General features: G+C 67.7%; 19 protein-coding genes. 8 read left to right on the top strand and 11 right to left on the bottom strand.

The features are described 5' to 3' along the window. Positions 1-5: 5 nt before the first annotated feature. Positions 6-818, top strand: a complete 813-nt coding sequence (locus Q9R31_RS13150; RefSeq protein ID WP_311263170.1) for a metal-dependent hydrolase — start codon at positions 6-8, stop codon at positions 816-818. A gap of 149 nt (positions 819-967) precedes the next feature. Here the strand turns inward: Q9R31_RS13150 and Q9R31_RS13145 are convergent, their stop codons facing one another. From Q9R31_RS13145 to nirB, 6 genes are all read right to left on the bottom strand, one after another. Beyond that, entirely contained in the window at positions 968-1,231 is a 264-nt protein-coding gene (locus Q9R31_RS13145) for a hypothetical protein (RefSeq protein ID WP_311263169.1), read from the bottom strand. Positions 1,232-1,283: 52 nt separating this feature from the next. Then, the gene (deoC, locus tag Q9R31_RS13140; RefSeq protein WP_311263168.1) at positions 1,284-2,003 is read right to left on the bottom strand and encodes a deoxyribose-phosphate aldolase; all 720 of its coding nucleotides are present in this window, start codon (positions 2,001-2,003) and stop codon (positions 1,284-1,286) included. Between the two features lie 90 nt (positions 2,004-2,093). Next, a complete protein-coding gene (locus Q9R31_RS13135) occupies positions 2,094-2,990 on the bottom strand; it encodes an FAD-dependent oxidoreductase (protein WP_311263167.1) in 897 nt (298 codons plus the stop codon). 225 nt (positions 2,991-3,215) lie between these two features. Continuing rightward, a complete protein-coding gene (locus Q9R31_RS13130; RefSeq protein WP_311263166.1) occupies positions 3,216-4,463 on the bottom strand; it encodes a uroporphyrinogen-III synthase in 1,248 nt (415 codons plus the stop codon). A gap of 14 nt (positions 4,464-4,477) precedes the next feature. Next, positions 4,478-5,509, bottom strand: a complete 1,032-nt coding sequence (gene cobA, locus Q9R31_RS13125; RefSeq protein ID WP_311263165.1) for a uroporphyrinogen-III C-methyltransferase — start codon at positions 5,507-5,509, stop codon at positions 4,478-4,480. Between the two features lie 2 nt (positions 5,510-5,511). Then, positions 5,512-8,154 (bottom strand): nitrite reductase large subunit NirB, encoded by a 2,643-nt coding sequence (gene nirB, locus Q9R31_RS13120; RefSeq protein WP_311263164.1) that lies wholly within the window; start codon positions 8,152-8,154, stop codon positions 5,512-5,514. Between the two features lie 258 nt (positions 8,155-8,412). On the opposite strand from nirB, the gene nirD reads away from it, so the two are divergent. After that, on the top strand, positions 8,413-8,793 hold the full coding sequence (gene nirD / locus Q9R31_RS13115) for a nitrite reductase small subunit NirD (protein WP_311263163.1): 381 nt from the start codon (positions 8,413-8,415) through the stop codon (positions 8,791-8,793). A gap of 106 nt (positions 8,794-8,899) precedes the next feature. Here the strand turns inward: nirD and Q9R31_RS13110 are convergent, their stop codons facing one another. Together Q9R31_RS13110 and Q9R31_RS13105 are read right to left on the bottom strand one after the other, a co-directional pair. Further along, positions 8,900-10,648, bottom strand: a complete 1,749-nt coding sequence (locus Q9R31_RS13110; RefSeq protein WP_311263162.1) for a phospho-sugar mutase — start codon at positions 10,646-10,648, stop codon at positions 8,900-8,902. 56 nt (positions 10,649-10,704) lie between these two features. Further along, the gene (locus Q9R31_RS13105; RefSeq protein WP_311263161.1) at positions 10,705-11,523 is read right to left on the bottom strand and encodes a purine-nucleoside phosphorylase; all 819 of its coding nucleotides are present in this window, start codon (positions 11,521-11,523) and stop codon (positions 10,705-10,707) included. A gap of 103 nt (positions 11,524-11,626) precedes the next feature. Here Q9R31_RS13105 and Q9R31_RS13100 point away from each other — a divergent pair, with 103 nt between their 5' ends. From Q9R31_RS13100 to Q9R31_RS13075, 6 genes are all read left to right on the top strand, one after another. Beyond that, entirely contained in the window at positions 11,627-13,042 is a 1,416-nt protein-coding gene (locus Q9R31_RS13100; RefSeq protein ID WP_311263160.1) for an NAD(P)H-quinone dehydrogenase, read from the top strand. Between the two features lie 64 nt (positions 13,043-13,106). Then, positions 13,107-13,865 carry a prolipoprotein diacylglyceryl transferase family protein gene (locus Q9R31_RS13095; protein WP_311263159.1) on the top strand — a complete coding sequence of 253 codons (759 nt, stop codon included), beginning with the start codon at positions 13,107-13,109 and terminating at the stop codon, positions 13,863-13,865. Next, complete coding sequence (locus Q9R31_RS13090) at positions 13,862-14,191, top strand: hypothetical protein (RefSeq protein ID WP_311263158.1); 330 nt, start codon at positions 13,862-13,864, stop codon at positions 14,189-14,191. The genes Q9R31_RS13095 and Q9R31_RS13090 overlap by 4 nt, the downstream gene beginning before the upstream one ends. Before the next feature lie 43 nt (positions 14,192-14,234). Next, on the top strand, positions 14,235-14,597 hold the full coding sequence (locus Q9R31_RS13085) for a hypothetical protein (protein WP_311263157.1): 363 nt from the start codon (positions 14,235-14,237) through the stop codon (positions 14,595-14,597). Beyond that, positions 14,594-16,198 carry a radical SAM protein gene (locus tag Q9R31_RS13080; protein ID WP_311263156.1) on the top strand — a complete coding sequence of 535 codons (1,605 nt, stop codon included), beginning with the start codon at positions 14,594-14,596 and terminating at the stop codon, positions 16,196-16,198. The genes Q9R31_RS13085 and Q9R31_RS13080 overlap by 4 nt, the downstream gene beginning before the upstream one ends. A 9-nt stretch (positions 16,199-16,207) precedes the next feature. After that, positions 16,208-16,576 carry a hypothetical protein gene (locus Q9R31_RS13075; protein WP_311263155.1) on the top strand — a complete coding sequence of 123 codons (369 nt, stop codon included), beginning with the start codon at positions 16,208-16,210 and terminating at the stop codon, positions 16,574-16,576. A gap of 68 nt (positions 16,577-16,644) precedes the next feature. Here Q9R31_RS13075 and Q9R31_RS13070 read toward each other — a convergent pair whose 3' ends face one another. The 3 genes from Q9R31_RS13070 to Q9R31_RS13060 are packed head-to-tail and all read right to left on the bottom strand — an operon-like array spanning position 16,645 to position 21,834. Further along, positions 16,645-18,207: an FAD-dependent oxidoreductase gene (locus Q9R31_RS13070; RefSeq protein ID WP_311263154.1), complete on the bottom strand. Its 1,563-nt coding sequence runs from the start codon at positions 18,205-18,207 to the stop codon at positions 16,645-16,647. Next, complete coding sequence (locus tag Q9R31_RS13065) at positions 18,204-20,420, bottom strand: molybdopterin oxidoreductase family protein (protein WP_311263153.1); 2,217 nt, start codon at positions 20,418-20,420, stop codon at positions 18,204-18,206. Before Q9R31_RS13065 ends, Q9R31_RS13070 begins: the two co-directional genes overlap by 4 nt. Before the next feature lies 1 nt (position 20,421). Further along, positions 20,422-21,834 (bottom strand): MFS transporter, encoded by a 1,413-nt coding sequence (locus Q9R31_RS13060; protein WP_311263152.1) that lies wholly within the window; start codon positions 21,832-21,834, stop codon positions 20,422-20,424. Positions 21,835-22,032: the final 198 nt, after the last annotated feature.

The raw sequence follows: 22,032 nt of genomic DNA, 5'->3' as shown, positions 1-22,032 counted from the left end.
ACGTGATGGGAGGACACCACGCCGCGTCGGGAGCCGCGGCGTGGGTAGCTGTTGCGTCCACCGGCCCATACACCCTGGGCTGGTACCCGCTGGATCCCACCGGCATCCTCATCGGCGGCATGGCCACCGCGGGCACGGCCCTGGTGTGCGACTGGGACCACCGGGCGAGCACAGTGGCCCATTCGCTGCCGCCGCTGTCCAACGTGATCGCGCGCGGCATTGAGAATGCCAGCGGCGGCCACCGGCAGGGCACGCACTCCGTCCTGGGCGCCGCGGGTTTCGTTTTCCTGGCCGGGCTGGCATCGCAGGTGCACATGGACACCGGCTGGGGCCGCCTGTCCGTGGGCGCCGGGCTGCTGTGCATGTTCCTGATCAACATTGCGGCCAAGGCACTGAAGCTCTTTCCCAAGAGCGGATTCATTTCCAACTGGATCTTCGCGCTGGTCATGGCCGGGCTGGTCACCTGGTTCGCGCCGGATCAGTGGACCTGGCTGCCCACGTCGATGCTGATCGGGGTGGTGGTGCACATCGTGGGCGACCTCATCACCACCGGGGGAGTGCCGCTGCTGTGGCCGCTGGTGGTCCGGCCGCCCAAGGTGCTGCGGCGGCTGCCCCTGCTGCGGAACGTATGGCGGGCCAACGGCGCCCTGTCCCTGCCCCTGCTGGGGCGCGCCGGTTCTAAGCGGGAATGGCTGGTGCTGATCCCGGTCAGCGCGTACGCCATGGTGGGCATGTCCATGGCCGGGTGGGCCATCGCCCAACAGCACGGGGGGCGTGTGGCGGCTGCCGCGGGAGCCTGGATCAGGCTCTGGTTTTAGCAGGCAGCACCCTTTCACCGGCAGGCACCAGTGCCGGCAACCAACAGCAAACGGACCGGCGGAAAAGAGCAGCGTCCAGCAGAAAACAGCAACGGACCGGCGGAAAAGTCCGCCGGTCCGTTTTGCTTTACCGCTGTTTGGCTTCGGGTTTAGTGCTCGCCCGCAGAGTCGGAACGTCCCAGGATGGTCTGCGGGATCCAGAACGCCAGCGCAAACAGGACCAGGCAGACGGCCATCGGCCACGGGTTGCCCAGGCTGAGGAAGGACAGCGAGTAGATGGCGCCAAGGAACAGTGCGAAGCAGACCACGAAAAGGATGGCGCTGGTGGCGAGGTTGTTTTCGTTCTGCGGGGTCCGGACATGGTCCGGGTTCGACGCCGTGTCCCGGTTCGAACCGTTGATCTGGCTGGACATGTGTTCCTCCTCGGCCCCGCGGGGCTTAATCTGCGGCCGCCTCCGGGTCCGGTCAGTAAGCGGCTGAACCCTGTTCACCCTTGACGATGGCAATTCCGGAGCTGGCACCAATTCGTGTTGCACCTGCTGCAATCATAGCCTGAGCGTCGGCCAGGGACCGTACGCCGCCGGAGGCCTTGACGCCCAGGCCGGGGCCCACCGTGCTGCGCATCAGGGCCACGTCTTCGGCCGTGGCGCCGCCGCCGTTGAAACCCGTGGAGGTCTTCACGAAGTCCGCCCCGGCCTCCACGGCCGCCTGGCACGCCAGTACTTTCTGCTCATCCGTGAGGAGGGCTGTTTCGATGATGACTTTGAGGATGGCCCCGCCCGCGTGCACGGTTTCGGCCACCGCGGCAATGTCATCCGTCAGGGCACCCTTGTCGCCGGCCCTCGCGGCGGCAATGTTGATCACCATGTCCACCTCGTCCGCGCCGTCCAGGACGGCGCCGCGGGCTTCGAACGATTTCACATCCGTGGGGGTGGCTCCCAGCGGGAAGCCCACCACGGAGCAGGTGAGGACGCCGGAGCCCTTGAGCGCGGTGGTGACGGTCTTGACCCAGATGGGGTTGACGCAAACCGACTTGAACCCGTACTCGGCCGCCTCTGCACAGACCTTCAGCACGTCAGCTTCCGAGGCTTCGGGCTTGAGCAGGGTGTGGTCGATGTAGGAGGCGATGTTCGCGGTCCCGGCCGTATCAGCGGTCCCGGCGTGAACGGTGGCTTCGTTGCTCATGATGGTCCTCTCGAAGGGCCTTGTGGGCCCGGCGTTGACTCGGTTTCGGGAACCATCTTGTCACAGCGCACGGCGCCCGTGGCGGCCCCCTCAGGCAGCCACCTGCAGGACGGGGGCTGCCGATGCCGCGGTCAGCAACTCGGTGGCGCAGGCACCTGCCGCGGAGGCGGCCGCCACCAGCAGCCCCAGCCGGACGCCGTCGAACGCTGCTGCGTCACCAATGGCCCAGATTCCGGGCACGGACGTGCGGAAGTCGCGGCTGATCGCGATGCCGCCGCCGGCTGCCGTCCGAAGGCCGGCGCTGGCGGCGAGGCCGTCCCGGGAAACCCGTTCCTCGGCCAGGACCACCAGGTCGCCGGTCATGCTGCTGCCGTCCTCGAACACGACGGCGGAGGCCGCGAGAGGGGTACCGGACCCGGCGGAAAGAACGCCGGAAACGACGCCGGAAACGACGGCGGGGACGACGGCGGCGGGCCTCGCGCTGGTGCGGATGGGCCGGACCCCCTTGGCCCGGAGCACCGCTTCGGCCTGCCCTGCCGCTGCCCCCGTGCCCACCAGGATTCCCACCGGGCGCCGGCCCAGCTCCCGGGCGACTTCCTGCACTCCGTCGGCAATGCGCTGGGCGTCATCGATGGTGGAGTAGCTGAGGCACTGCGCTGCGCCGTCCACGGGGTTGGCCACGGGAGCTGAACCGGTGGCAATCACCAGCTGGTCGTAGCCGAATTCCATGCCGTCGGCAGTTGCCACCGTGCGGTTGGCGGCATCGATGTGGCTGGCCGGCTGGCCAAAGCGCACGGAGACCTGGGGCAGCAAGGCCAGCTCCAGCAGCTCCTCCGGTGTGTCATCGCGGTTGCTCAGCACCGTGATGGTGCCGGCGAACCGGGCCCGGTCCAGCTGTGCCACCAGGGCCTGGGCAGCGGGGCCGGCACCGGCGATGACAATTCGGGTTGCGGTGGAGGTGGACGTTGAGGGTGCCGGAGCGGACATGTGCTGGCCCTTTCGCTGGCGGCCGGAAACCGGCCGGAACTTCGTGATGGAACCCAGCGTAGGGGCATGCTTTTTCGGTTGTGTTACCCGTCCATTGCTGTTTCCCGGGCCTGTGTTCGCCAGTTTTTACCGGCCGGTAACAGAACTGGTGACGCACCTCTCATTCATCCGCCGGCGGACACAATCCAGCCGGCGGCGCGCCCTGGGAGGCCGGGCCTGGCGCCCTTAGACGCGGATCCGGTATCCGCGCTTGACCACAGTTTCAATGAGCTTGCCGTCCGGCAGTGATGAACGCAGCCTGCTCACGGTCATGTCCAGCGCGTGTACGGACCCCCGGAGTTCCAGCAGGTCGGAGAGCGATTCCCGGGACAGGACAGCGCCGCCGGCACCGAGCAGGGCGCGCAGGAGCAGCAGGGGAGCGGGGGCCAGTTCCACTGCCTGGCCGTTTATCCGCAGGCTGCGGCCGCGAAGTTCGATGTTGCCGGAGCGGGTGTCCAGCCGCCGGACATGGTTCAGCGCCAGGTGCTCGCACACCAGCCGGATCAGGGCGCCCATCCGGAAGCGCTCGGGGATCAGCGGGGTCACGCCCGCGTCCAGGAGGGGCTGTGCCGTGACGGGACCCACCACTGCGGTGGTGACGTTCAGTTTCAGGCTCTCCACCAGCTGCTTGTAGAGGCCCATCTCATGGGCGGTGCTCCACATTGCGTCCACCGCGGGGGCGCTGGTGAAGGTCAGGACGTCCAGGTTCCCGCTGCAGGCGGCCTCGATCAGCCGCGGCAGCTTGTCCTCGCCGTCCGGCTTCACCCAGCGGTAGGGCGTCACGGTCAGGACCGTGGCGCCGGACATCCGCAGGCGCTCGATCTGGCGGACGTCGGTGTAGCCGTGCAGCTGCATGGCGACGGTCTTGCCCCGGACGCCTTCGGTGAGCAGCATGTCCACCAGCGTGGAGGTGGTTTCATCGCTGCTGATGCCGACGTCGGCAAGGCCGGCCGCACGCACGGCACCGCGGGCTTTGGGCCCCCGGACGAACATGCGGGTGCTTCCGAGCGTTTCCAGGAGTTCGTCCCCGATCCCGAAGGAGTCCGCGGCCTCGCACCACCGGCGCATGCCGTAGGCGGTGGTGGCGATGCACAGGTCCGGCTTGGCGGCGATGATGGCCTTGGTGTCCTCGATGAGCCGGATGTCCTCCTGGACGGGCGCGATTTTCAGCGCCGGCGCATGCAGCACTTCGGCACCCCGGCGCTCCAGGGCCTCGATCAGGTCACGTGAGCGCCGGTCGGAGGTAACGCCGATACGGAACCCTTCCAGCGGCGACTCCGCGGCGTCGGTGGCTTCTTCGGCCTGCGCCGTCGGTTCGGCCTGCGCCGTCGGTTCGGCCTGCGCCGTCGGTTCGGCCTGCGTTGGTTGAGCCTGTGCCAGTTCAGCCTGGGCCGGTTCAGCCTGGGCCGGTTCAGCCGGTGCAAGTGCAGTCATGGGGGTCAATCCTTTCATGATCCCAGCAGCGAGGCCGCCAGCCTGTCCAGGTCTGCGGCGGCACCGGCGTGGTCCCGGTTCGCTTCAGCAACCCGCACCACCTCGCCGATGACCAGCACTGCCGGGTTGCTGCAGCCGGCAGCGGCGGAGGTGATGGTGCCGAGGTCTGCGATGGTGGTGCGCTGGCCGGGCCGGTAGCCGCGCTCCACCACGGCCATGGGCATGTCGGTGCGCATCCCGGCGCGGCGCAGGCCCGCCGCCAGCTGGTGCAGGGTGCCGATGCCCATGAGCACCACGATGGTGCCGCCCAGGCCGGCCAGGTGGTAGTGCTCCTTCTCAGTCAGCGGCGCGTGCCCCGAAACCACGGTGAACATGTGGCTGACTTCGCGGTGGGTCACCGGGATACCGGCGGCGGCCGGGACTGAAATGGCGCTGGTGACACCGGAGATGACGTGCACTTTGACGGCGGCTGCCAGACACGCGGCAACTTCCTCGCCGCCGCGGCCAAAGACATAGGGGTCGCCGCCCTTGAGGCGGACCACGTTGTTGCCGGCGAGGGCGCTTTCCACCATCAGCTTTTCGATGTCCGCCTGGCCGACCTTGTGGTGCCCCGGCTTCTTTCCGACGTCCACGAGTTCCGCGGACGTCAGCCGCGGCAGTTCCTGGTACGGTGCCAGGCGGTCATAGAACACGACGTCGGCATCGCGCAGCGCCTTGACGGCCGCAATGGTGAGCAGGTCGCCGGTGCCGGGGCCCCCGCCTACCAGGGTGACGTGTCCAGCGGGGCCGGCCGCAGGCTCTGCCGCGACGGGAATGCCGGTCTTCCGGCAGCTTTCCAGGAAAGCGTCCCAGCCGGGCTGTCCGTCCTCGACGGCGGCAACCAGGAACAGCCGCTCCGGCAGGTGGACGAAGCGGGCCTCGCCGGGGCTGCCAAGGCGGTGCACGACGGCGCCCGCGGCTTCGTACCGCCGCACCGCCTGCCGCGCGGCAGCGGGGCTGCCGGCCACCAGGACGTTCCGGCCGGTGAGGTCGATGCTGAGCTGCATGGCTATGCCTCGCTTCCGATGGTTTCCGGTGTGGCGGCACGGACCGGGATGGAAGCGCCGATCAGGACCTTGCCTTTTTCCTCGGGTGTGGCGGGGCGCATCTGGCCGCGCTCGTCCGGGACGAAGGTGATGGAGTCGTCCTTCTGGTCGGGGGCGTTGACGAACGAGCGGAACCGGCGCAGGCGCTCGGGGTCCTTGAGGGTGTCTGCCCATTCATCGACGTAGGTGTCCACGTGCTTGGCCATGGCGGCTTCAAGGTCCGCGGCGATGCCCAGGGTGTCTTTGACCACCACGTCCTCAACGTGCTTGATGCCGCCGTCGAGCTCCTCCTGCCAGCGGGCCGTGCGCTGCAGGCGGTCCGCGGTGCGGATGTAGTACATGAAGTAGCGGTCGATGTACTTGATGAGGGTTTCGTCGTCGAGGTCCTTGGCGAGGAGCTGGGCGTGGGCCGGGGTGGCTCCGCCGTTGCCGCCCACGTACAGGTTCCAGCCGTCGGCGGTGGCAATGACGCCTACGTCCTTGCCGCGCGCTTCCGCGCATTCACGGGCGCAGCCGGAAACTCCCATCTTGAGCTTGTGCGGGCTGCGCAGGCCGCGGTAGCGCAGTTCCAGCTGGATGGCCATGGCCACCGAGTCCTGGACGCCGAAGCGGCACCAGGTGGAACCGACGCAGGACTTCACGGTGCGCAGGCTCTTGCCGTAGGCCTGGCCGGACTCGAAGCCGGCGTCCACCAGTTCCTTCCAGATCTCCGGGAGCTGTTCCAGCCGGGCACCGAACATGTCAATGCGCTGGCCGCCGGTGATCTTGGTGTACAGCCCGTACTTCTCGGCCACGGCAGCGATGACGCCGAGCTTCTTGGGGGTGATTTCGCCGCCGGCGATGCGGGGGACCACCGAATAGGTGCCGTCCTTCTGCATGTTGGCCAGGGCGCGGTCGTTGGTGTCCTGGAGGGTGCCGCGGCCGGCGTCGAGCACGTAGGCGCTGTTCTGGCTGGCCAGGATGTTGGCGATGGTGGGCTTGCAGATGTCGCAGCCGGCACCGGTGCCGTACTTGGCCATGATCTCTTCGAAGGAGGTCAGTTCCAGGACACGGATGGCGTCGAACAGTTCCTGGCGGGACAGTTCGATGTGCTCGCAGAGGGCCTTGGAAACCTCGACGCCGGACTTGGTCAGCTCGGTTTCCAGCAGCTTCTTCAGCATGGGGACACAGGAACCGCACTGGGTGCCGGCCCGGGTGCAGCCCTTCAGCTCGCCCAGTTCCTGGACGGGAGCGTTGCCTTCGCAGGCACCGCAGCCGTTGATGGCGTCGCGGATGCTGCCGGCGGTGACGTTGTTGCAGGAGCAGAGGGTGGCGTCGTCCGGCAGTTCGGTCTCGGGGGCCTCGCCGCCGCCGGCCGCGCTGAGGAATGCACCCGGCTCGGCCGGGAGTTCACGGCCCAGCAGGGGGCGCAGGCTCATGTAGGGGGAGGCGTCACCGACGAAGATGCCGCCCAGGAGGGTCTTGGCGTCGTCCGTCGTCACGATCTTCTGGTAGACGCCGCGGGCGGGGTCGGCGTAGACGATCTCCAGGGCGTGTTCGGTCCTGGCGAACGCGTCGCCGAAGCTTGCAACATCCACTCCGGACAGCTTGAGCTTGGTGGCGGTGTCGAAACCGGGGAAGGTGGCGTCGCCGCCGTGCAGCCGGTCGGCAACGATTTCAGCCATGGTGTTGGCAGGCGCCACGAGGCCCAGGCACATTCCGCCGAAGTTGGCCACTTCACCGATGGCCCAGATGCCATCCACCTCGGTGGCGCAGTAGTCGTTGATGACCACGCCGCCGCGCTGGCCCAGGCTGAAGAGCTGGTCTTCGCCTTCAGCAGCGCGGAAGAGCTCGTCGCGGGGCTTGACGCCGACGGCGACGATCACCAGGTCGGCCGGGATGATGCGCCCGTCCGCCATCAGCACCCCGGTGACCTGGCCGTCGTCGTCCGCCAAAATTTCGGAGGGGAACACGCCGCCGTGCACTTCGAAGCCTTTGGCCTCGATGAGGCGGCCCAGGGCCTGGCCGGCGCCCTCGTCCAGCTGGGTGTTCATCAGCCAGGGAGCCCCGTTGATGACAACGGGGGTGGCGCCCAGCTGCTCGGTGCCGGCGGCCGATTCGAGTCCTAGGAGACCGCCGCCGATGGTGACGGCGTTGACCTTGCGGCCGAGCTTGGCGGTGAGTTCCGCGATGGCCTTGTTGATGGCCCACACGTCCTCAAGGGTGCGGTACACGTGGGCGTGTTCGGCGCCGGGGATGGGCAGGCGCACGGCGTCCGAGCCAGTGGCCACCACCAGTTCGTCATATTCGTAGGCGTTCCCGGCAGCCGTCAGCACCGTCTTTGCGCCTGCGTCGATTTTCACCACGCGCTCACCGGTCTTCAGGATCAGGGAACCGTGGTCCCACATCGAAGCTGTTCCCAGGGTGAGGTCCACCCCGGTATCGGTGAGAGCCTTGGAGAGTGCCACGCGGTCGTAGGGGAGGTGGGCTTCTTCGGTGAGGACCGTGACATGCCAGCCGTCGAGGCCCCGGGCATGCATGGCGTCCGCAAAACGGTGGGCCGCGGGGCCGCCGCCGGCGACGACGATGCGGCGCGGCGTCTCTGTGCTTGAAGTCTGTTCGGTCACTGTGGGCCTTTCGCATGGGCCGCAGACGGTGCTCTGCAGCTTGTGCCTCCAGCCTAGGGAGGGGCAGTTTCGCCTCAGTTTCCCAATTGTTTCGCCAACTTAACTTCTGCATCACGAACGCGTTTCCGGCCGGGTTAGGTCTCTTTTACCCGCCGGACACATTCACCGCACCCCGTTGAAACACCTGGACCCTAGCGTGGGACACGGCAGCAAAAGCAGCCACTGCAACGACAACAGGCACAGGGAAAGGGGCCGGACATGACGGCAACACTGGAACTTGGGGCGCTCGCCGCCGAATCAGACCTCGCTGGATTCCATACCGGCTGGCACCGTGTCTGCGCGGTGGAGGACCTCGAACCGGCCTGGGGCGAGGCCGCACTGGTGGCAGGCCGCCAGGTGGCGCTTTTCCGCACCGGACCGGCCGAAGTCTTTGCCGTGGCACATGAGGACCCGGCCACCGGAGCCCATGTCATGGCGCGCGGCATCCTCGGTTCCAAGGGGGCCAGGCCCACCATCGCCTCCCCGCTGCACAAGGAGGTCTACGACCTCGAAACCGGCGAATGCTTCACCAGCCCGGGCTTGAGGCTGGCAGCGTTCAGCACCCGCGTCACCGACGGCTTCGTCGAGGTGCGGCTGTAGCACGCACACCCCCCAAGGGGCGCAGGGCCTTTACCGGCCCCGGCGCCCCTTTGGTCGTTAAGCCCGGCTTGGTCTTTAACCCAAGGTGGTCTTTAACCCAGGGGTGCTAAAGACCCAGTGCCTCGCTGACGTCGTGCAGGACCTCATCCAGCGAAGCGCGCGCGGCCTGCCGCGCTGCCGGAAGCTCCGCGGCGGAGCCCACCTGGTGGATGACCTCCAGGTAGCACTTGAGCTTGGGCTCGGTGCCGCTGGGCCGGATGATCACGCGGGTCAGGTTGCGGGTGATGTAGAGCAGCCCTTCCGTGGGCGGCAAGTGGGCGCTGCCTTGGGCCAGGTCCGTGAAGACCTCCACTGCTGACTGTCCGAATGATTCCGGCGGCGATACCCGCAGGCGGTTCATCATGGCGTCCAGGAGCCCCAGGTCCGCAACCCTGATGCTCAGCTGGTCGCTGGCGTGCAGGCCGTGCTGGAGGTACAGCTCATCCAGGGTGTCGAAGACGGTCTTGCCGGCGGCTTTGGCGGCTGCCGCCATCTCGGCAATCAGGACGGCGGCGGAAATGCCGTCCTTATCCTTAACCAGATCCGGGGCCACGCAGTACCCCAGCGCCTCCTCATAGCCGTAGACCAGCCCGGGTACCCGGGAGATCCACTTGAAGCCGGTCAGTGTTTCCTCGTGGGCGAAGCCGGCCGCGGCGGCGATGCGGGCCAGCAGCCGTGAGGAAACGATCGAATTGGCGAAGACGCTCCGGCCGTCAGCCTCCACTCCGGCGGCGCCGTCTGCGAGCCGGGCCACCATGTGGGCGCCCAGCAGGGAACCCACTTCGTCGCCGCGGAGCATCCGCCAGGCTCCGGTATCGGGGTCTTTCGCTGCCACGGCTGCCCTGTCGGCGTCGGGGTCGTTGGCGATGACGAGGTCGGCATCCAGCTGCGCGGCCGCTTCGAGGGCAAGGTCCAGCGCCCCGGGTTCCTCCGGGTTGGGGAAGCTTACGGTGGGGAAATCGGGGTCGGGTTCGGCCTGTTCGGCCACCACGGTGACATCTTTGAAACCTGCCGCTTCCAGGACATCCAGTGCGGTCCCGCCGCCGACGCCGTGCAGCGGAGTGAGGACCACCCGCAGGTCGCGGGCGGGGAAGCGGTCCGGCATGGCGAGCGCCGCCGTCGCCTGTTCATACTCCGCTGCCAGCGAGCCGTCCAGGACGGTCCAGCCGCCCTCTGCCAGCGTGATGGATTCCAGTGGTCCCACGGCGCTGATCCGCGCGGCGATTGCCGCATCGTAAGGCGCCACGATCTGGGCGCCGCCGCCGTCCGCCGCCATGGCATGCCTGCCCAGGTACACCTTGTACCCGTTGTCCTGGGGCGGGTTATGGCTGGCGGTGACCATGACGCCGCCGTCGCAGTCCAGGGCGCGGACGGCGTACGCCAGCAGGGGAGTGGGGAGGGGTGCCGGGAGCAGGAAGGTTTCGATGCCGGCCGCGGTGAAGATCGCCGCCGTTTCGGCGGCGAAGGCATCGGAGTTATGCCGGGCGTCATACCCGACGACGGCGCGCGGCCGGGTGCCCGGCGCAGACTTGGCTACGGCGTCGAGGAGGAAGGCGGCGAGACCAGCTGCGGCGCGGCGCACCACCACCCGGTTCATCCGGTTCGGGCCCGGGCCCAGTGCAGCGCGCAGCCCGGCCGTGCCGAACTGCAGCGTGCCGCGGAAGCTGTCTTCCAGTTCCTGCCGTGCCGCGGGATCGCCGTCCTCAACCAGGCGGACAAGCTCCAGGAGCGACGTCCTGGTGGCGGGATCCGGGTCTTGGGCAGCCCATTCGCGGGCTTCGGTGAGCAGGCGAAGTTCGGCATCGGAAGACGTCATGGGCACAACGCTATCGTCATTGCCGGTCCACGTGACGCACCCGGGCGCCTGATGCGTCAGAGCCGGGCGATGATATCGGCCAGCAGCCTGGAGATGCGCGGTCCCGCTGCATGGCCGGATTCAAGCACTTCCTGGTGGCTGAGCGGCTGCGGGCTGATCCCGGCTGCCAGGTTGGTGACCAGTGAAATGCCGAACACTTCCATGCCGGCGTGCCGCCCGGCGATGGCTTCCAGCGCGGTGGACATGCCGATGAGGTCGGCACCGATCCGCTTGGCGTACTGAACTTCGGCCGGCGTCTCGTAGTGGGGGCCGGGGAACTGTGCATACACGCCCTCGGCCAGGCTGGGGTCCACATCGCGGGCCAGCCTGCGGATCCGGGGCGAGTACAGGTCTGTCAGGTCCACGAAGGTGGCACCCTCCAGGGGGGAGGCCGCGGTGAGGTTGATGTGGTCCTTGATCAGTACGGGCGTTCCCGGGGCCCAGTCCTCGTTGAGTCCGCCGCAGCCGTTGGTGAGGACCAGCGTGCCGCACCCGGCGGCCGCCGCGGTCCGGATTCCATGGACCACTGCCCGGACGCCCCTGCCCTCGTAGTAGTGCGTGCGGGCGCCCAGGACCAGGGCCCGCTTTCCCGACGGGGCGAGGATGGAACGGATGGTGCCCACGTGGCCCTCCACGGCGGGGGCATGGAAGCCGGGAACTTCTTCGGCGGACAGGGTGGCGGTGGTCTCGCCGATGAGGTCTGCGGCCTCGCCCCACCCGGAGCCGAGGACCAGGGCGGTGTCGTGCCGGTCCACGCCGGTCTCCTCGGCGATGTAGTCCGCTGCGGCGCGGGCAGCGGCAAACGGGTCCGTGTTCAGGAAGTCTGTTGTACTCACCCGTACAAGTTATCGTGCCGCCCGTGTTGGCCCGGTCACGCCTGGCCCGGAAACCGCCCTGTTTTCTTGGTGGTGGGCGGCAAATGGGCGAGAATGGATGACTGTGACTACGCATCCAGATTTCAGTTCCCCCAGGTTCGCGATCCTGGGAGGTGGCCCGGGCGGATACGAAGCCGCCATGGTGGCTGCCTCCCTCGGGGCGACGGTCACCATCATCGAACGCGCGGGCCTCGGTGGCTCCGCCGTGCTGACCGATGTGGTTCCCTCCAAGACCCTCATTGCCACGGCTGACCTGATGACCCGCGTGGCCGAGGCCGGGGAACTGGGTGTGAAGTTCGACGTCGACGGCGGCGACTTTGTGCCGGTGATGCGCGCCGACCTCAAGCACATTAACGACCGCCTCCTCAACCTGGCCCGCAACCAGTCCAACGACATCCGCGACGGCTTGGAAAAGCTGGGAGTACGGATCATCGCCGGTTCAGGCCGGCTCCTGGACAGCCACACCATCGAGGTCCTGACGGTGGACGGCACCGAAACTGTTGAAGCGGATACCATCCTGCTGGCCGTGGGCGCACACCCCCGCGAGCTGGAGACGGCCCGCCCCGACGGCGAGCGGATCCTGAACTGGACCCAGATCTACAACCTGGACGAGCTGCCTAAGGAACTCATCGTGGTGGGATCCGGCGTCACCGGCGCGGAGTTCGCCTCCGCCTACAACGGCCTGGGGTCCAAGGTCACCCTGGTGTCCAGCCGCGACCGCGTGCTGCCCGGCTCCGACGTTGACGCCGCCGTCGTCCTGGAGGAAGTCTTCGAACGCCGCGGCGTCCGGGTCCTGTCCCGGTCCCGCGCCCAGAGCGTGGAACGCACGGACGACGGCGTGGTGGTAACCCTTTCGGACGGCTCCACGGTAACCGGCAGCCACTGCCTGCTCTGCCTCGGGTCCATCCCCAACACGGCAGGCCTGGGCCTCGACGAGGCCGGCGTGGCCGTCAGCGACAGCGGTCACATCAAGGTGGACGGCGTTTCCCGCACCACCGCACCGAACATCTACGCCGCCGGTGACTGCACGGGCGTCCTGCCGCTGGCCTCCGTGGCCGCCATGCAGGGCCGCATCGCCGTAGCGCACTTCATGGGCGACGGCGTGACCCCGCTCAAGCTCCACCAGGTGGCGTCCAACATCTTCACCTCGCCCGAAATCGCGAACGTTGGCGTCGCCGAAGCCGACATCGAGTCCGGCAAGTACCAGGCCGACGTCGTCAAGCTCTCCCTGCGCAGCAACGCCCGCGCCAAGATGCGCAACGCCAAGGACGGGTTCGTCAAAATCTTCGCCCGGAAGGGTTCCGGCACGGTGATCGGCGGCGTGGTGGTGGGGCCCAACGCGTCCGAGCTGATCTTCCCGATTTCCATCGCGGTCAAGCAGAAGCTGCACGTTGACGACGTCGCCAGCACCTTCACTGTCTACCCGTCCCTGACCGGATCCATTTCCGAAGCCGCACGCCGCCTGCACGTCCACATGTAAGGCACACGCACATAAGGGCCAAAGGGCCCGCTTTCCATGGGCAACCCGTTGTTACACTCTGCTCATGATCGGGCTTCCCTTTGCGGGAAACGGGTTGGTGCACGCCAGCCTGTTAGGGCTGGGAATCCTCGCAGCCTTGCTGTTCTACGCGTATGAAAAGCGCCGCCGCGGCCTGTCCGACCCACGATTGTGGCCCATTGCCGGTTTTGCTCTCGCCTTCGGGGCCATCGGCTCAAGGGTCCTTACCTGGGATGTTTCGCGGCAGGTCTCATTGGCGGACTGGTGGGGCAACGGCGACCGCAGCATCCTCGCGGGCCTTGTGGGCGCGTGGCTCGGCGTCCATGTCGGTAAGCGGCTGACAGGTTACCGTGAATCCACGGGGGACTTACTTGCGCCCGCCGTCGCCTTGGCGCTGGTCATTGGCCGCGTGGGCTGCCTCCTCACGGAACTGCCCGGCATCCCGACCGGGGGAGCGTGGGGTATATCGCTGACGCCCGGGCAGGCCGCAGTGCTGGGTGGACCCGCAGGGGTAGGGCTTCACCCGTCCTTTGCTTATGAAATCGTGTTCCATGCGGCCGCATTCGCGCTCATGTGGCGTTATCGGGACCGTCTGCCTCGTCCTGGCGACCTCTTCATCTGCTACGTGACTTCCTACGCGTTGTTCCGGTTCGGAGTCGAATTCGTCCGCGGCAACGAGGTGCTCTGGCTGGGAATGAGCCGCCCACAGTGGTTCCTGCTGGCGGTTCTGCCCCTGCTGGCCTGGCGGATGCTGCGGGTCTTTGGGGAACCACTCCGCCCGGAATTGGAAGGAACGGCGGCATGAGCAAGGACAAGCCGCCCCAAGAAGACGAGGAACTCCGTGAACCAGCGCTCGGCCCCATGGGCTTCGGAATCCTGTTGGGGACTATTGCCCTTTATGCCGTCTATGTAGGGGTACCGATTGCTTTCGGCGGACCCTCGTCGATGCGTTTCCTGACCGGGCTGTCCGCCTTCATTCCCATCGCCGTCTACCTGGCGGTAGCCGTTGTGCTGGCGGTCCGGCCACGCACGTCCAGGTGGGGTGCGGGCTTGCTGATTGGCCTGGGAATCTTCACCCTGCTCGGCGGCGGGATCTGCGTTGGAACTCTCGCAGCGCAAATGAGAGCTTGAGATGAATCCTTCACCACTCCGCCCAAATTGAGGAAAGAGCAGCATGAGCGAGGATAACCCTGAAGAAGCCTGGAGCCCGCTGCCACCGCCCCGGGAAGAGGAGCCGCCGCCTGTACCAAGACGGGGTTCCATGGTGCTCGGAATCCTGCTCGGAGCTGTTGCCCTTTACGCCCTCTATTTCGGGACAACAGCTGGTATTGCTCCGGACGAAGGGTACAAGACCTTCCTCGCCGGGCCTGCAGCTTTAATACCAATCGCCGTCTATCTGGCGATAGCCGGTGCCCTGGCGATCTGGCCACGCACCTCCCGCTGGGGCGCGGGGCTGTTGTTTGGCCTCGGGATCTTCATCTTGCTCGGCGGTGGGATCTGCGTCATGGCCCTCTCCCAGATGAGTAGCCGGATATGAATCCCGCCCCATTTACTTCCCGGCAGGCGCTGCCCGGTCCCGGCCAGCCGCTGCGCGGAGACCGCATCCACAGGTACGTAACAGCCTTCTGTCCCCTCTGCCACGAGATAAATCCTCCGCTCGCGCAGGTGCGGCGCCTGTCCGGTGCGCTGCTGATCCGCGATGGTCGGGTCTGGCTCGAACGCGGCTGCCCCGATCACGGACTTGTCAGCACCTTGTACGACGAGTCTCCGGAAATCCTTCGCTACCTGGAGAAGTGGCAGGCGCCGACCAAGCAGCACATCCCGGACCAGGCCGGAAATTACCGCCAGGTCCCGGAGGCTTATGCCTACGGGCTGCCCGCCATGCAGACGCAGCACACGTGCATCCTCCTGCAGGACATCATCGAACACTGCAACCTGCGCTGCCCCACTTGCTTCACGGCCTCCGGTCCCCAGCTGCAGGGAGTGGCGCCGCTCAGCGAGGTGCTCGCGAGCATCGACACCCGGCTTGACCGCGAAAATGGCCGCCTGGACGTTCTGATGCTCTCCGGCGGCGAGCCCACGCTTTATCCCCATCTGGCTGACCTTCTTGATGAGCTCGTCGCCCGGCCAATCGTCCGGATCATGGTGAACAGCAACGGCATGTTGATAGCAACCGACGACGAACTGCTCGCACTCCTGGCCAGGCACAGGGACCGCGTAGAGGTGTACCTCCAATACGACGGCCCGTCCAAAGAAGCATCCATCCACCACCGCGGGGGAGACCTCACCCGCTTTAAAGACGCCGCCATCGCGCGTCTGTCCGAGGCAGGTATTTTCACCACCCTGACGATGACGGCGGCCCTGGGTGTCAACGATGGAGAGGTCGGCGCCGTCGTCATGAGGGCTTTGGAAACCCCGTTCGTGGGTGGGGTGGCTCTTCAACCGGTGTTCGGCTCAGGGCGAGGGCACGGCATCGACCCCACAAACAGGCTCACCCATACGGGCGTGCTGGAGCGGCTCGGGGCACAAACCGGAGGGGTGGTCTCATGGCACGACCTGACAGCACTGCCCTGCTCCCATCCGCATTGCGCCTCGGTGGGCTACATGCTCAAAGACGACGCGGGAGTCTGGAGGTCCCTGACATCATTGATCGGGCACGATCAGTTGCTCACGTGGCTGGAACTCAATCCTGACAGCATCGCCAACCGGATCGCCGACAGCGCCATCCCGCTCGAGCTGCGCAGCCTGATGAAGTCCTCGCTGCTGGACCTGCTCAGCGAGCAGTCGTCACTGTCCCATCCGCGCACCGTGGACCTTTGGAAGAACATCTGCACCCAGTGCGACCTCGGCATCGGAACGCTCACCACACTGGCCGCCGGCAAGATCCCCGGCCAGCAACAACGGCTGCGCCGGCTGCTCGCTGAACGAATTACCCGGATCATGGTGAAGCCCTTCATGGACATCTCGACCATGATCGAGGAGCGGCTCACGCAATGCTGCGTCCATGTGGGCACCAAGAGCGACGCCGGCGATCATCAGTGCGCTCCCTTCTGCGCGGTCCAGGCCTGGCCGGCCCTGGCACGGCAACGCATGAGCACCGCAACGGGCCGCGAACTCCTCCCGGTCCGCCGGATCTAAGGAGTACTGGTGAGTGCTTCAGATGCGCGGCGCATTGCAAACGGAGCCCTGCCGTCGGAGCTCATCGCCGCCACCAAGGCCGGGAACCCCTCCCAGGAAGGTCCTGGCCCGGATGGCCATGCGGCTGCACCATTCGATCCGCTGCGCTTGTGCATCTTCGCCACGATTGCCCTCTTGGGCTGGCTTGCAGGCCCCCTGGCGCTGTCTGTCTTTGCAGCCATAGGACTCATCGGATACTGGAAAGCGCGCCGGCGTGGCCTCAAGAAGTCCAAGTGCTATCTCCGGGACACGCGGCTGGTGCTGGCTTACCTGGCCGCCCTGTTGGCGGGTGGAATTTACGGGGTTTTGAGGCTGGCCGGCGAACTCCTGAGCCTTTAAGCCTGCGCCCGTATTCCCTGTGTCGGCGTCCGAAAGCGGCTGCCGGGACGGTCCTGTGCAGGGTGAGGTCAGGCCGCGGGCACCGCCTGGAAGTGCCGTTCGATCAGGCCCTTGATGTCCTCGTGGCAGCCGCCGCATCCGGTTCCCGCGCGGGTGGCCTTGGAGACGTCCGCCACGGTGGAGCAGCCGTCGGCCACGGCAGCCGTGATGGTGGACCCGCTGACTCCGGCACACCGGCACACGGTGCCGGCCGGGTCTGCCGCGGCGGTGCCGGGCAGCTGGTCCGGCCCGTCCAGGCGAAGGAGGAGCGACCGGTCCGCGGGCAGTTCCGCGCCCCGTTCAAAGAGTCCTACCAGTTCTGCAGCGGTGCGGGGCATGCCCACCGCCACCAGGCCTTCGAGCACCCCGCCGCGCGTGGTCATCTTGACGTACCGGCCATGCTCGGGATCGGCCCACTGGGCCACCTGCAGGCGCGGCCTGCCGTTGGCCGCCCCCGCCGTCAGCGCTTCCTCGTCCCACGGCTCGGCAGCGTTGTTCCCGGCCACGGCCATGTTCATGCCGCGGGCCTTCAGGACCACGACGCCGGGCTGTTCCGGCGGCAGGGCGGGCAGCAGTTCCGCCTCGTCCGCCTCGCCGGAGGCCAGCAGGGTGAGATAGCCCGCCAGCCACTCGGCCTGCCGCCAGCCCGGACCCACCAGGCCGGAGGGTCCGGCGGTGTTCCGGCACGCGGCGCAGCCCGGATCCGGGCACCGGACCTCGGCGCAGTCGCCGATGGCGAAGATGTGCGGTTCGTGGTGCGCCCGCAGCCGGTGGTCCACCAGGATTCCGGTGCCGGTGGAGAGCCCGCAGCCGTCGGCCAGCTCCGTCCGGGGACGGACGCCGCAGGAGATGACTAGGAGGTCCCCGTCGATCGCCGAACCGTCGTCAAGCAGCAAAGCCGAGAAGCCGCCGTCGGGCGCGTTGTGCTCAAGGCCGGTGGAACGTGCGTTGCCGGCCACCCGGACCCCGCAGTGGCGGAGTCCCGCAGCCAGGACGGCCCCGCCGCCGCGGTCGATGCTGCGGCCCAGTGGGTGCGGCCCGTTGTGGACCACCGTGACGGTGGCGCCTTCCTCGGCGGCGGCCAGCGCCGTTTCCAGGCCCAGGACGCCGCCGCCCAGGACGACTACCCGCTTGCCGCCGTCCACCGCCTGCCGCAGGACAGCGGCATCACGAAGGTCCCGCAAGGCAGTGACGCCCGCCGGCAGCACGGGGGAGGACGGATCCGGGTTGATGCCGGTCAGGTTCGGGATGACGGGCCGTGACCCGGTGGCAAACACCAGCCGGTCGTAATGCACCGGCGCTCCCTCATCGAGCAGGACCTGCTGCCGGGCACGGTCCACGCGCTTGACCCGCACGCCCAGGCGGACCTCGACGCCGGCCGCGGCCAGTTCGGCCGCATCAGCAAGGGCCAGTGCGTCAGCGGTGGTGCGGCCGACGCCGAGGTCGGCCACGAGGACGCGGTTGTAGGCGGCCTCGGCCTCCTCACCGAGCACGGTGAGCCTGACCTGCCCCGCGCGCACGGCGGGGAGGAGGTCGTCCACCAGCCTGGCGGCCACGGGGCCGAATCCCACGATGACAATCTGCTCGGTCATGAGGCCTCCGTCGTTTGCAGCATGCGGGCGGAATCGGGTGCGGCCACGGGCCGGACCCATACGGTGTTGAATTTGAATTCGGGCATCCCGGAGATGGGATCAGTGGCGGCTCCGGTGAGGCGGTTGGCACTTTCCGAGCCGGGGAAGTGGAAGGGCAGGAAGATCGTCTCGGGGCGGATTGCCGTGCTCAGCTCCGCCGGGCAGACCACCTCGCCGCGCGCGTTGGCCACGGAAACCAGTGAACCGGCGGTGATGCCCATGGCCTCTGCCGCAGAGGGGTGGATCTGCACCCCGGCCTCGGGCCGGGCGGCGAGAAGTTCGGCGACCCGACGGGTCTGGGCTCCGGACTGGTAGTGCTCCAGGAGCCGGCCGGTGATGAGGGTCATGGCTTTGGCGTCGGGCTCCACGAAGGCCCCGCCATCACCGGCAGGAGTACGACGGCGGCGCGGCACCACCGGGACCATCACCGCCTTTCCGTCGGGGTGCGCGAAGCCGTCTCCGAACAGCCGCGGCGTTCCGCTGCTGCCGGCCGGGTAGGGCCAGTAGGCGGCCTCGCCGCGGTCCAGCATGGCGTAGTCGATGCCCGAGTAGTCGGCCAGGCCGCCCGCGGAGGCACGCCGCAGTTCCTCGAAGACTGTTTCCGGATCCTCGCTGTAGCTGGACGGGGCATCGAGCCGTTCCGCCAGGCGTGCCATGATCCACAGCTCGCTGCGGGCGCCGGCGGGAGGGGAGATGGCGCGGCGCCGGCGCAGGACACGTCCCTCCAGGTTGGTCAACGTCCCTTCCTCTTCCGCCCATTGCAGCACGGGAAGGATCAGGTCCGCCTCTGCGGCGGTTTCGGACATGAAGAAGTCGCAGACCACCAGGAAGTCCAGGCTCCGCAACCCCTCGATGACCGCGTTCGCGTCAGGTGCTGCCACCGCGATATTGGAGGCATGAACGAAAAGGCACCGGACGCCGTCGGGCTTTCCCAATGACTTCAGCAGCTGGACGGCGGGCAGGCCGGGTCCGGGAATGGTCTCCTCCGGGACGCCCCAGACGGCGGCGACGTGGGCGCGGGCGGCGGGGTCGGTGATCTTGCGGTAGCCCGGGAGTTGGTCGGCCTTCTGGCCGTGTTCGCGGCCGCCCTGGCCGTTGCCCTGGCCGGTGAGGGTGCCGTAGCCGCTGCGGGCCGAACCCGGCAGGCCCAGCAGGAGGCTGAGGTTGATCGCGGCGGTGGCGGTGTCGGTGCCGTCCACGTGCTGTTCCACGCCGCGGCCGGTGAGGATGTAGCTGCCGCCTTCGCGTGCGCCGGCGGCGAGCATGCGGGCGGTTTGCCGGATCAGCTCGGCGGGCACACCGGTGATGGACTGGACGCGTTCGGGCCAGAAGGCGTTGACGCTGCGGACCACGGCGCTGTAGCCCGAGGTGCGCTCCTGGAGGTAGGCGGTGTCCACCAGGTTCTCGTGGATGACCACGTGGGAGATGCCCAGCAGCAGGGTGAGGTCGGTGCCCGGCAGCGGCTGGAGGTGGAGGCCGCCGCCGTCGGCCGTGAAATCTGCGGTGGCGGAACGGCGCGGGTCCACCACAATCAGCCCGCCGGCGTCGCGGGTTCCGCGCAGGTGCTGCACGAACGGCGGCATGGTTTCGGCAACGTTTGAGCCGAGCATCAGGATGGTGCCGGCGGTGTCCAGGGCCTCGAGCGGGAAGGGCAGGCCGCGGTCCACACCGAACGCCCGCATCCCTGCTGCGGCGGCGGATGACATGCAGAACCTGCCGTTGTAGTCGATGCGTGAGGTGCCCAGGGCCAGCCGGGCGAACTTGCCCAGCATGTAGGCCTTTTCATTGGTGAGTCCGCCGCCGCCGAAGACCCCGACGGCGTCCGCACCGTGGCGGGCCTGTGCATCCTTGACCGCAGCGGCGGCCAGGTCCAAAGCCCGGTCCCAGCTGATGGGCCGGTGCACGCCGTCGGGACCTTTCAGCAGCGGTTCGGTGATCCGGCCCGCGTGGTTCAGGAGTGTGGGGGAGGTCCAGCCCTTGCGGCACAGGCCGCCCCGGTTGGTGGGGAAGTCCCGGCCTGCGACCTCCAGTGCAGGTACGGGCGCTACAGGTGCAGGTGCAGGCGCGGTGCCTGGCCCCGGCTGGGCAGCCGGGGCCAGGTCCGCAGGGGACGTGAGCGTCATGGCGCACTGCAGGGCGCAGTAGGGGCAGTGCGTGTCGGCGCTTTTGGTCATGTTAGACGTGTCCCATCGCGTTCCGGCCGGCGTTGCGGATGTAGCAGGTCCAGCAGACCAGCAGCATCAGGACGTAGGCACCAACGAATCCGTAGAAGGCCGGGGTGTAGGAGCCGCTGGCGGTGCTGGAGGCGTTCAGGACCTGGGGGATGACGAAGCCGCCGTAGGCGCCGATCGCGGAGATCAATCCAAGTGCCGAGGATGCCAGGCGCTGGGTGGCCACGGAGCTTGCCCCCTTGCGTGCGGCCCGGCTGGAGGTGGCGAAGATGACGGGGATCATCCGGTAGGTGGCGCCGTTGCCGAAGCCGCTGGCGGTGAACAGCATCAGGAAGAGGACCAGGAAGAGCCAGAAGTTCTTCAGCGGCAGCGTCCAGATCATGGTGAGGGTGATGACGGCCATGGAAGCGAAGGCGGTCACGGTCATCCGGGCCCCACCCATCCGGTCCGCCATGCGTCCGCCGTAGGGGCGGGCGAGCGAGCCCACCAGGGGACCCAGGAACGCAAGGGACAGGGCTACGGTGCCTACTCCGATGGAGGAGAACGCGGGGAAGTAGTCCTTGATGAGCTTGGGGAACACGCCGGCGAAGCCGATGAAGGAGCCGAAGGTGCCGATGTACAGCAGCGCCATGATCCACAGGTGCGGTTCCTTGAGCGCCGCGACGGAGCCGGCCACGTCACCCTTGGCGCTGGTGAGGTTGTTCATGTACTTGAACGCGCCGAACGCGGCGAGAAGGATGAAGGGCACCCACATCCAGCCGGCCATGGGAAGGTTGACGGTGCCGGCGGCCAGCAGGGTGATCACGATGGGAACGGCCAGCTGTGCGACGGCGGCGCCCAGGTTGCCGCCGGCGGCGTTCAGGCCCAGCGCCCAGCCCTTTTCCCGGGCCGGGTAGAAGAACGTGATGTTCGCCATGGAGCTGGCGAAGTTGCCGCCGCCGAAGCCGGCGAGGGCTGCGACGAGCAGCATGACACCGAACGGCGTGTCCGGGTTGGAGACACACAGGGCCAGCCCGGTGGAGGGGATCAGGAGCAGCAGGGCGGACACGATGGTCCAGTTGCGGCCGCCGAAGCGGGGGACCATGAAGGTGTAGGGGATGCGGAGGGTGGCGCCCACCAGGCTGGGCATGGAGATCAGCCAGAAGATTTCCGAGGTGGAGAAAGTGAAGCCGGCGGAAGGAAGCTGGACCACCACGATGGACCACAGCTGCCAGACGACGAAGCCGAGGAATTCGGCGAAGATGGACCAGTTCAGGTTGCGGCGGGCGATGGCGCGGCCGGCGGTTTCCCATTGTTCCTTGTTCTCGGCATCCCAGTTGGCGATCCAGCGGCCGGGGCGGAACTCAAGGGCAAGGGTGTCTGTGGTGCTGGCAGTGCCGGGCTGTACGCCGGCATCGACGGTGCGGTCAACAGTCACGGGTTACCTCCTTCAAGGGGATGTTGTTCCTCCAAGGTAGGGACGGCGCGTTTCGCGGACGGTCGATGTTTGTTAACGCGCTGTGACTTTTGCCTATCCGGTCCGCCGGGGTGGCGTGAGGCGGCCTGCCGGGCCCGGAATGTGGGACGGGCAACAGGGGTCCGTATGGTGGACGTTTCGTCCATTGACTGGACGTGA

Source organism: Pseudarthrobacter sp. BRE9 (assembly GCF_031844305.1).
Lineage (GTDB): Bacteria > Actinomycetota > Actinomycetes > Actinomycetales > Micrococcaceae > Arthrobacter.
Note: the sequence above shows the minus strand (reverse complement) of the source record. Positions and strands in the feature narration are given on the sequence as shown.

Coding starts and splice junctions, on each gene's coding strand:
- Q9R31_RS13130 (WP_311263166.1), bottom strand. CDS start 4,463: ATGACTGCACTTGCACCGGCTGAACCGGCCCAGGCTGAACCGGCCCAG.
- Q9R31_RS13065 (WP_311263153.1), bottom strand. CDS start 20,420: ATGACCAAAAGCGCCGACACGCACTGCCCCTACTGCGCCCTGCAGTGC.
- Q9R31_RS13110 (WP_311263162.1), bottom strand. CDS start 10,648: ATGACGTCTTCCGATGCCGAACTTCGCCTGCTCACCGAAGCCCGCGAA.
- cobA (WP_311263165.1), bottom strand. CDS start 5,509: ATGCAGCTCAGCATCGACCTCACCGGCCGGAACGTCCTGGTGGCCGGC.
- Q9R31_RS13090 (WP_311263158.1), top strand. CDS start 13,862: ATGAGCAAGGACAAGCCGCCCCAAGAAGACGAGGAACTCCGTGAACCA.
- Q9R31_RS13095 (WP_311263159.1), top strand. CDS start 13,107: ATGATCGGGCTTCCCTTTGCGGGAAACGGGTTGGTGCACGCCAGCCTG.
- Q9R31_RS13080 (WP_311263156.1), top strand. CDS start 14,594: ATGAATCCCGCCCCATTTACTTCCCGGCAGGCGCTGCCCGGTCCCGGC.
- Q9R31_RS13145 (WP_311263169.1), bottom strand. CDS start 1,231: ATGTCCAGCCAGATCAACGGTTCGAACCGGGACACGGCGTCGAACCCG.
- nirD (WP_311263163.1), top strand. CDS start 8,413: ATGACGGCAACACTGGAACTTGGGGCGCTCGCCGCCGAATCAGACCTC.
- Q9R31_RS13085 (WP_311263157.1), top strand. CDS start 14,235: ATGAGCGAGGATAACCCTGAAGAAGCCTGGAGCCCGCTGCCACCGCCC.
- Q9R31_RS13150 (WP_311263170.1), top strand. CDS start 6: ATGGGAGGACACCACGCCGCGTCGGGAGCCGCGGCGTGGGTAGCTGTT.
- deoC (WP_311263168.1), bottom strand. CDS start 2,003: ATGAGCAACGAAGCCACCGTTCACGCCGGGACCGCTGATACGGCCGGG.
- Q9R31_RS13070 (WP_311263154.1), bottom strand. CDS start 18,207: ATGACCGAGCAGATTGTCATCGTGGGATTCGGCCCCGTGGCCGCCAGG.
- Q9R31_RS13135 (WP_311263167.1), bottom strand. CDS start 2,990: ATGTCCGCTCCGGCACCCTCAACGTCCACCTCCACCGCAACCCGAATT.